The sequence below is a fragment of the Nakamurella sp. genome (genome assembly GCF_048594475.1).
Taxonomy (GTDB): domain Bacteria; phylum Actinomycetota; class Actinomycetes; order Mycobacteriales; family Nakamurellaceae; genus Nakamurella.
The window spans coordinates 1-6,510 of the sequence record NZ_JBMDXT010000504.1; the positions used below are offsets into that span (position 1 = coordinate 1).

General features: G+C 73.8%; 6 protein-coding genes. 5 read left to right on the forward strand and 1 reads right to left on the reverse strand.

All coding sequences use genetic code 11. From position 1 onward, the window contains the following. From ACOJUF_RS22835 to paaI, 5 genes are all read left to right on the forward strand, one after another. A partial coding sequence (locus ACOJUF_RS22835; RefSeq protein WP_420124109.1) for a GNAT family N-acetyltransferase occupies positions 1–522 on the forward strand: 522 nt, incomplete at its 5' end. A gap of 43 nt (positions 523–565) precedes the next feature. Beyond that, positions 566–2,611 (forward strand): phenylacetic acid degradation bifunctional protein PaaZ, encoded by a 2,046-nt coding sequence (gene paaZ / locus ACOJUF_RS22840; RefSeq protein WP_420124110.1) that lies wholly within the window; start codon positions 566–568, stop codon positions 2,609–2,611. A 38-nt stretch (positions 2,612–2,649) separates the two neighbouring features. Continuing rightward, entirely contained in the window at positions 2,650–3,957 is a 1,308-nt protein-coding gene (gene paaK, locus ACOJUF_RS22845; protein ID WP_420124111.1) for a phenylacetate--CoA ligase PaaK, read from the forward strand. 78 nt (positions 3,958–4,035) lie between these two features. Beyond that, positions 4,036–4,668, forward strand: coding sequence for a TetR/AcrR family transcriptional regulator (locus tag ACOJUF_RS22850; protein WP_420124112.1), 633 nt, complete (start codon positions 4,036–4,038; stop codon positions 4,666–4,668). A gap of 22 nt (positions 4,669–4,690) precedes the next feature. After that, complete coding sequence (gene paaI, locus ACOJUF_RS22855) at positions 4,691–5,206, forward strand: hydroxyphenylacetyl-CoA thioesterase PaaI (protein WP_420124113.1); 516 nt, start codon at positions 4,691–4,693, stop codon at positions 5,204–5,206. Between the two features lie 192 nt (positions 5,207–5,398). Here paaI and ACOJUF_RS22860 read toward each other — a convergent pair whose 3' ends face one another. Further along, positions 5,399–6,163: an SDR family NAD(P)-dependent oxidoreductase gene (locus ACOJUF_RS22860; RefSeq protein ID WP_420124114.1), complete on the reverse strand. Its 765-nt coding sequence runs from the start codon at positions 6,161–6,163 to the stop codon at positions 5,399–5,401. Between the last annotated feature and the right edge of the window lie 347 nt (positions 6,164–6,510).

A 6,510-nucleotide genomic window follows, 5' to 3' on the forward strand; every position in this document is an offset into this window, starting at 1 on the left:
GCCGCCGCCCCGGTGAGCCCGGTCGGCCCGGTCGTCCCGGCGGTCGGCCCGGCCCGGGTGGTCGCGGAACCGGTCCGGCCGTTGCGGGTCCGGCAGCTGACCATCGAGGACGGGCTGACCGTCGCCGCATGGAGCAGCCCGGGCGCCTGGCACATCCAGGACGCCCTCCAGGCGCCCGAGCCCGACGAGGGCTACTGGGCCGTGGTCGACGCCCGCGACGAGCTGCTGGGCCTGTGCTGTCTGGGCGCGGCCGCCCGGGTGCCCGGGCAACCGGAGGACGACTGGGTGCTCGACGTGGCCATCGGCATCCGCCCGCAGCTGGCCGGCCGCGGCTGGGGTGCCGACCTCGGCCGGGCCGCCGTCGCCTACGCCCGTTCGGTGACCCTGGACCGCCGGGTCCGGACGGCCGTCCCGGAGTGGAACGTCGCCGGGCAGCGGACCGCCGAGCAATGCGGGTTCGTCCGCGTGGGCCACCGCACCTACGAGCACCAGCCGTACCAGGTCTTCGAGCAGCCGCCCTGAGCCGGGGCCGACGCTGCCGCCCACCACGCCAAGGAGGTCCACCGTGACGATCACCGTCGCGAACTACGTCGCCGGCCGCTGGCTGGACCCGTCCGGTGACCGGGTGTCCCTGCTGGACGCCACCACCGCGCAGCCCGTGGCCGAGATCGGCACCAGCGCAATCGATCTCGGCCCGGCAATCGACCACGCGCGGACGGTCGGTGGACCCGCCCTGCGGGCGATGACGTTCCACGAGCGGGCGCTGGCCCTCAAACGGCTCGCCCAGCACCTGAACGGCCGGCGGGACGGTTTCTACGCGCTGTCCACGTGGACCGGGGCAACCCGGCGCGACTCCCTGGTGGACGTCGACGGTGGGATCGGCGTGCTGTTCACCTACGGCAGCCGGGGTCGCCGGGAGCTGCCCAACAGCACCGTGTTGCTCGACGGCACGACCGAGAGACTGGGCCGGGCAGGCCACTTCGTCGGCCAGCACGTCTACACCCCGCGCCGCGGGATCGCCCTGCAGATCAACGCGTTCAACTTCCCGGTCTGGGGCATGCTGGAGAAGCTGGCCCCGGCGTTCCTGGCCGGGGTCCCGACCGTGGCCAAGCCCGCGTCCCAGACGGCGTACCTGACCGGGGCCGTGGTCGCCGAGATCATCGCGTCCGGCCTGCTGCCCGAGGGCAGCCTGCAACTGGTGACCGGCGGGTCCCGCCGGCTGCTCGACCTGCTCGACGAGCAGGACACCGTGGCGTTCACCGGTTCGGCGGCGACCGCGGCGGCGCTGCGCAGCCATCCCCGGGTCCGGACCGGGGGCGTGCGGTTCGGCGCCGAGGCCGACTCCCTCAACGTCTCCGTACTGGGTCCCGACGCCACCCCCGGCAGTGCCGAGTTCGACCTGTACGTGCGGCAACTCGTCACCGAGCTGACCGCCAAGGCCGGGCAGAAGTGCACCGCCATCCGCCGCGCGCTGGTGCCCGAACCGCAGGTCGGCGATGTCGTCGAAGCCGTGCGGGCACGGATCGCGGAGACGGTGCGCCTCGGCAATCCCGGCGATCCAACGGTGACCATGGGCGCGCTGGTGGGTCTGGGCCAGCGCGACGAGGTCCGCAAGAACCTGGACGCCCTGCAGGCCGCGGCGCGGATCGTCGTCGGTGATCCCGACCGGTTCGACCTCATCGACGCGGACCCGGAGCGAGGTGCCTTCCTGCCGCCGATCCTGCTGCGGGCCGACGATCCCGACCGGGACGAGCCGCACGACATCGAGGTGTTCGGACCGGTCGGCACCGTCATGGGGTACCGGGACACCGCCCACGCGGTCCGGCTCGCCGCACGCGGCCGGGGCAGCCTGGTGGGGTCGGTCGTCTCGGCCGACCCGGCGGTGGTGCGCGACCTGGTGCTCGGCCTCGCGCCGTGGCACGGCCGGATGCTGGTGCTCGACGCGGAGGCTGCGGCCGAGTCGACCGGTCACGGATCCCCGCTGCCGACGCTGGTGCACGGCGGTCCCGGCCGGGCCGGCGACGGCGAGGAGCTGGGCGGCATCCGCGGCCTGCGGCCCTACCTGCAGCGCACCGCCGTCCAGGGCTCGCCGCGGGCGGTCTCGGCCGTCACCGGGACCTGGATCCCCGGCGCGCCCCGGTCCACCGGCGGGACGCACCCGTTCCGCAAGAGCCTGGCCGAGCTGCGGATCGGGGACACGGTGGTCGGCGGCCCCCGGGTCGTCACCCTGGACGACATCGAGGCCTTCGCCGACCTCAGCGGTGACACCTTCTACGCGCACATGGACGACGAGGCCGCCGCCGCCAACCCGTTCTTCGACGGTCGCGTGGCCCACGGCTATTTCGTCGTCTCGATGGCGGCCGGCCTGTTCGTCGCACCCGAGCCGGGGCCCGTGCTGGCCAACGTCGGCCTGCAGAACCTCGCCTTCAGCCAGCCGGTCTACCCCGGGGACGCGCTGACCGTCACGCTGACCGCCAAGGCCATCTCGCCGCGCGTCGACTCCGGCTGGGGCGACGTCACCTGGGACGCCGTGATCACCAACCAGGACGGCCGGACCGTCGCCACCTACGACGTGCTCACCTGCGTCGCGGCGACCTGGCCGGCCGGGTGACCGGTCCCCTCACCGCCACCGACCAGGGGGTCCGACCGATGGACGACCGAATTCCCGACCCGCAGTTGTTGGAACCGATCGAGCGGGCCTCGGTCGACGAGCTGCGCGCCGTGCAGCTCACCCGCCTGCGCGCCGCGCTGCGATACGCCTACGCCCACGTGCCGCACCACCGTCGGGCGTTCGACGCCGCCGGCGTCCATCCGGACGACTGCCGCGAGCTGTCCGACCTGGCCCGCTTCCCGACGACCGGCAAGGACGACCTGCGGGCCGGCTACCCGTTCGGCATGTTCGCCGTACCCCGGGAGCGCATCGCCCGGATCCACGCGTCGTCCGGGACGACCGGCCGGCCGACCGTCGTCGGGTACACCGCGAACGACATCGCCATGTGGTCCGGCGTGATGGCCCGCTCGATCCGCGCGGCCGGCGGACGGCCCGGCGACCGGGCGCACATCGCCTACGGCTACGGCCTGTTCACCGGTGGCCTCGGCGCCCACTACGGGGCCGAGAAGCTCGGCTGTACCGTCATTCCCGTGTCCGGCGGGATGACCGAGCGGCAGGTGGCGCTGATCAACGACTTCGCGCCGGACCTGATCATGGTCACCCCGTCGTACATGCTGGCCATCGTCGACGAGATCGAGCGGCAGGGCCTCGATCCGGCCGGGACCTCGCTCGAACTGGGCATCTTCGGGGCCGAACCGTGGACCAACGAGATGCGGCGAGAGATCGAACAGCGCCTGGACATCCACGCCATCGACATCTACGGCCTGTCCGAGGTGATCGGCCCCGGCGTCGGTGTGGAGTGCATCGAGAGCAAGGGTGCGCTGCACCTGTGGGAGGACCATTTCTACCCCGAGATCATCGATCCGGTCACCGAGCAGGTGCTGGCGGACGGGGAGTACGGCGAGCTGGTCTTCACCTCCCTGACCAAGGAGGCGATGCCGGTCGTCCGGTACCGGACGCGGGACCTGACCCGGCTGCTGCCCGGGACCGCCCGGCCGATGCGGCGGATCGAGAAGATCACCGGCCGCAGCGACGACATGATCATCCTGCGCGGGGTGAACCTGTTCCCGACCCAGATCGAGGAACTCATCCTGCGCACGCGCGCCCTGTCGCCGCACTTCCAGTGCGTGCTGACCCGCCCCGACCGGATGGACCGGCTGACGGTGCGGGTCGAGCACCGGTCCGGCGCCGACCCGGGTGCCGCGCGCGAGGAGGGCGCCGGGCTGGTCGCGCTGATCAAGAACCGGATCGGGGTGAGCGTCGCGGTGGAGGTGGTCGACCCGGGCGGGATCGAACGATCGGTGGGCAAGATGCGTCGCATCGTCGACGACCGGCCCAGGGGGTGACCGGCGACGGCGCGGGCCGGGTCCGGACGACCGGCGACCGGCCCGGGCGGGACCGGCCGGATGGGGCATACTCCGGTCATGGCCACCGTCCCCGCCCGACCCGCGGCGGCGGCCGGCCCGCGGGGGACCCGGGGGCGGCCGGCCCGGTACAGCCGCGAGGAGCTGCTGGGCCTGATCGTCGCGGTGTTCAACGAACGCGGGTACGAGGCGGCCAGCATGACCGACCTCGCGGCGGCCACGGGATTGACGAAATCGGCCTTCTACCATCACTTCACCAGCAAGGAGGAGATCCTCGGGATGGCCGTCGATCGGGCGCTCAACGCGCTGGCCGCGGCCTTGGACGAGGCCACCGCGCGGCCCGGGCGGGCGGTCGACCGGCTCGAGCAGGCGATCCGGCGGACCACCGAGATCCTGATCGATCAGCTGCCTTTCGTCACGATCCTGCTGCGGGTTCGGGGCAACACGGTGGTCGAGCGGGACACCCTGGCCCGCCGCCGGCAGATCGACGCCCGGCTGGCCGGACTGGTCGAGCAGGCGGCCCGGGCGCGGGAGATCCGGGACGACGTCGACCCGCGGCTGGTCAGCCGGTTGCTGTTCGGCATGGTCAACTCGGTGCACGAGTGGTACCGGCCGGGCACCCGCACCGGATCGCCGCAGGCGATCGTGGACGCGACCGTCGCGATCGCGCTGAACGGTCTGCGGCCCTTGTGATCCCGTGCCGGCGAGGGCCTCGATGACGCCGCCCCGGCCGGGCGACCCCCGGACCCCGGACCCGGCCCGCGACCCGGATGCCGACACGGCCGCCCAGGAGCTCGCGCAGCGGTGCGCCGACGCGATGTGGGAACGGGACCGGGCCAGCCGACGGTTGGGCATGAGCCGGCCGGTCGTGGCCCCGGGCCGGGCCACGCTCACCCTGCTGATCGGCGCCGACCTGCTCAACGGCCAGGGTTACTGCCACGGCGGCTATCTGGCCACGCTGGCCGACACCGCCTTCGCCTTCGCCTGCAACACCGGCAACGAGGTCACCGTGGCCGCCGGGTTCGACATCGTGTTCGTGCGGCCCGCGCGGGAGGGCGACGTGGTGCGGGCGAGTGCCGTCGAGCGCGCCCGGTTCGGCCGGTCCGGCCTGTACGACGTGACGATCACCCGGTCGGACGGCGAGCTGATCGCCGAGTTCCGGGGCCGCAGCCGGTCGCTGGGGCGCCCGCTGCTGCCCGGGCACCCCGGCCCGGGCCGGCCGGCCGGCTGACCCGACCCGCCGGTCGTCACCGGTCGACGCCGGAGGGAGCAGATCGCGCCGAGCGACACCTCGTCGGTGTGGGCGTCCACCGGCTCGGCTTGGTGCCGGCCTCAGGAGGACGGGTCGGCGGCCGCGGCGGCCGCGGCGGTCGTCGCGGTCCAGCTGACCGACGTCGGCCCCAGCCGCCGGCGGCGGACTGGGTCAGACGGCGGTGTACCCGCCGTCGACGACGTGCTGCGAGCCGGTGATGTACGACGCCCGGTCGGACAGCAGGAACACGGCGAGCTCGGCGACCTCCTCGGCGGTGCCGAGCCGACCGATCGGGTGCAGGGTGGTCAGGGCGTCGTAGTGGCGGCGGGGCATCTCGGCCAGCAGCGGAGTGTCGATGTACCCGGGGTGGATCGAGTTGACCCGGATGCCGTGCCGCGCGTAGGCGGCGGCCGCGGCCCTGGTCATGCCGACGACGCCGTGCTTGGCGGTCACGTACGGCAGCGCGGCGGGGGTGCCGACCAGCCCGAGCACCGAGCTGGTGTTGACGATCGCGCCGCCGCCCGCGGCCAGCATCGCCGGAACCTGGTACTTCAGGCCGTAGAAGACCGAGTCGAGGTTGACGGCGATCACCCGGTGGTAGGCATCGATGTCGATGTCGGCGGGCGCGCCGGTGGGGCCGGTGATGCCGGCGTTGTTCACCGCCAGGTGCAGCGCGCCGTAGGTGCCGACGGCGGCGTCCACCGCCGCGGCCACGTCCGCCGGCCGGGAGACATCGCCGGTGACGGCGATCGCGCGCCCACCGGTCCCGGTGATCGTGTCGACCACGGCCCCGGCGGTGTCCGGGTGCAGATCGGCGACGACCACCGCCGCGCCCCCGGCGGCCAGGCCGAGGGCGATCGCGCGCCCGATCCCCGAGCCTGCCCCGGTGACCAGGGCGACCTTGCCGGTGAACTCCTGCGCCACGTGATCCTCCATCGTCGATCCGCGCCGTCGGCCGGCCCGGCCGCTCAGCGTAAATCGCGACGGGCACCGGTCGGTCGGCCCGCGGGACGGTCGGTCACCCCACGCCGCGAGCGGTGCGGGTCGACCGGTGAGTCGCGAAGCGGTGTGGCTCGTCCGGGCGGTCCGGGCGCACCTGGGCCGTCGATCACCCGGGGCTCGCGCCGGGCAGGACCGGCAGCAGTAGCCGGGAGTCGGCGAAGATCTCGTTGACGGCACTCGTGCCGACCGGTGTGTGGCGGAAGTTCATGATCGCGGGGCGGTCGTCCGGTTGGTCGTCGGAGGTCAGGACCAGCCGGATCCGGTGGCCGGCCCGGAACCGG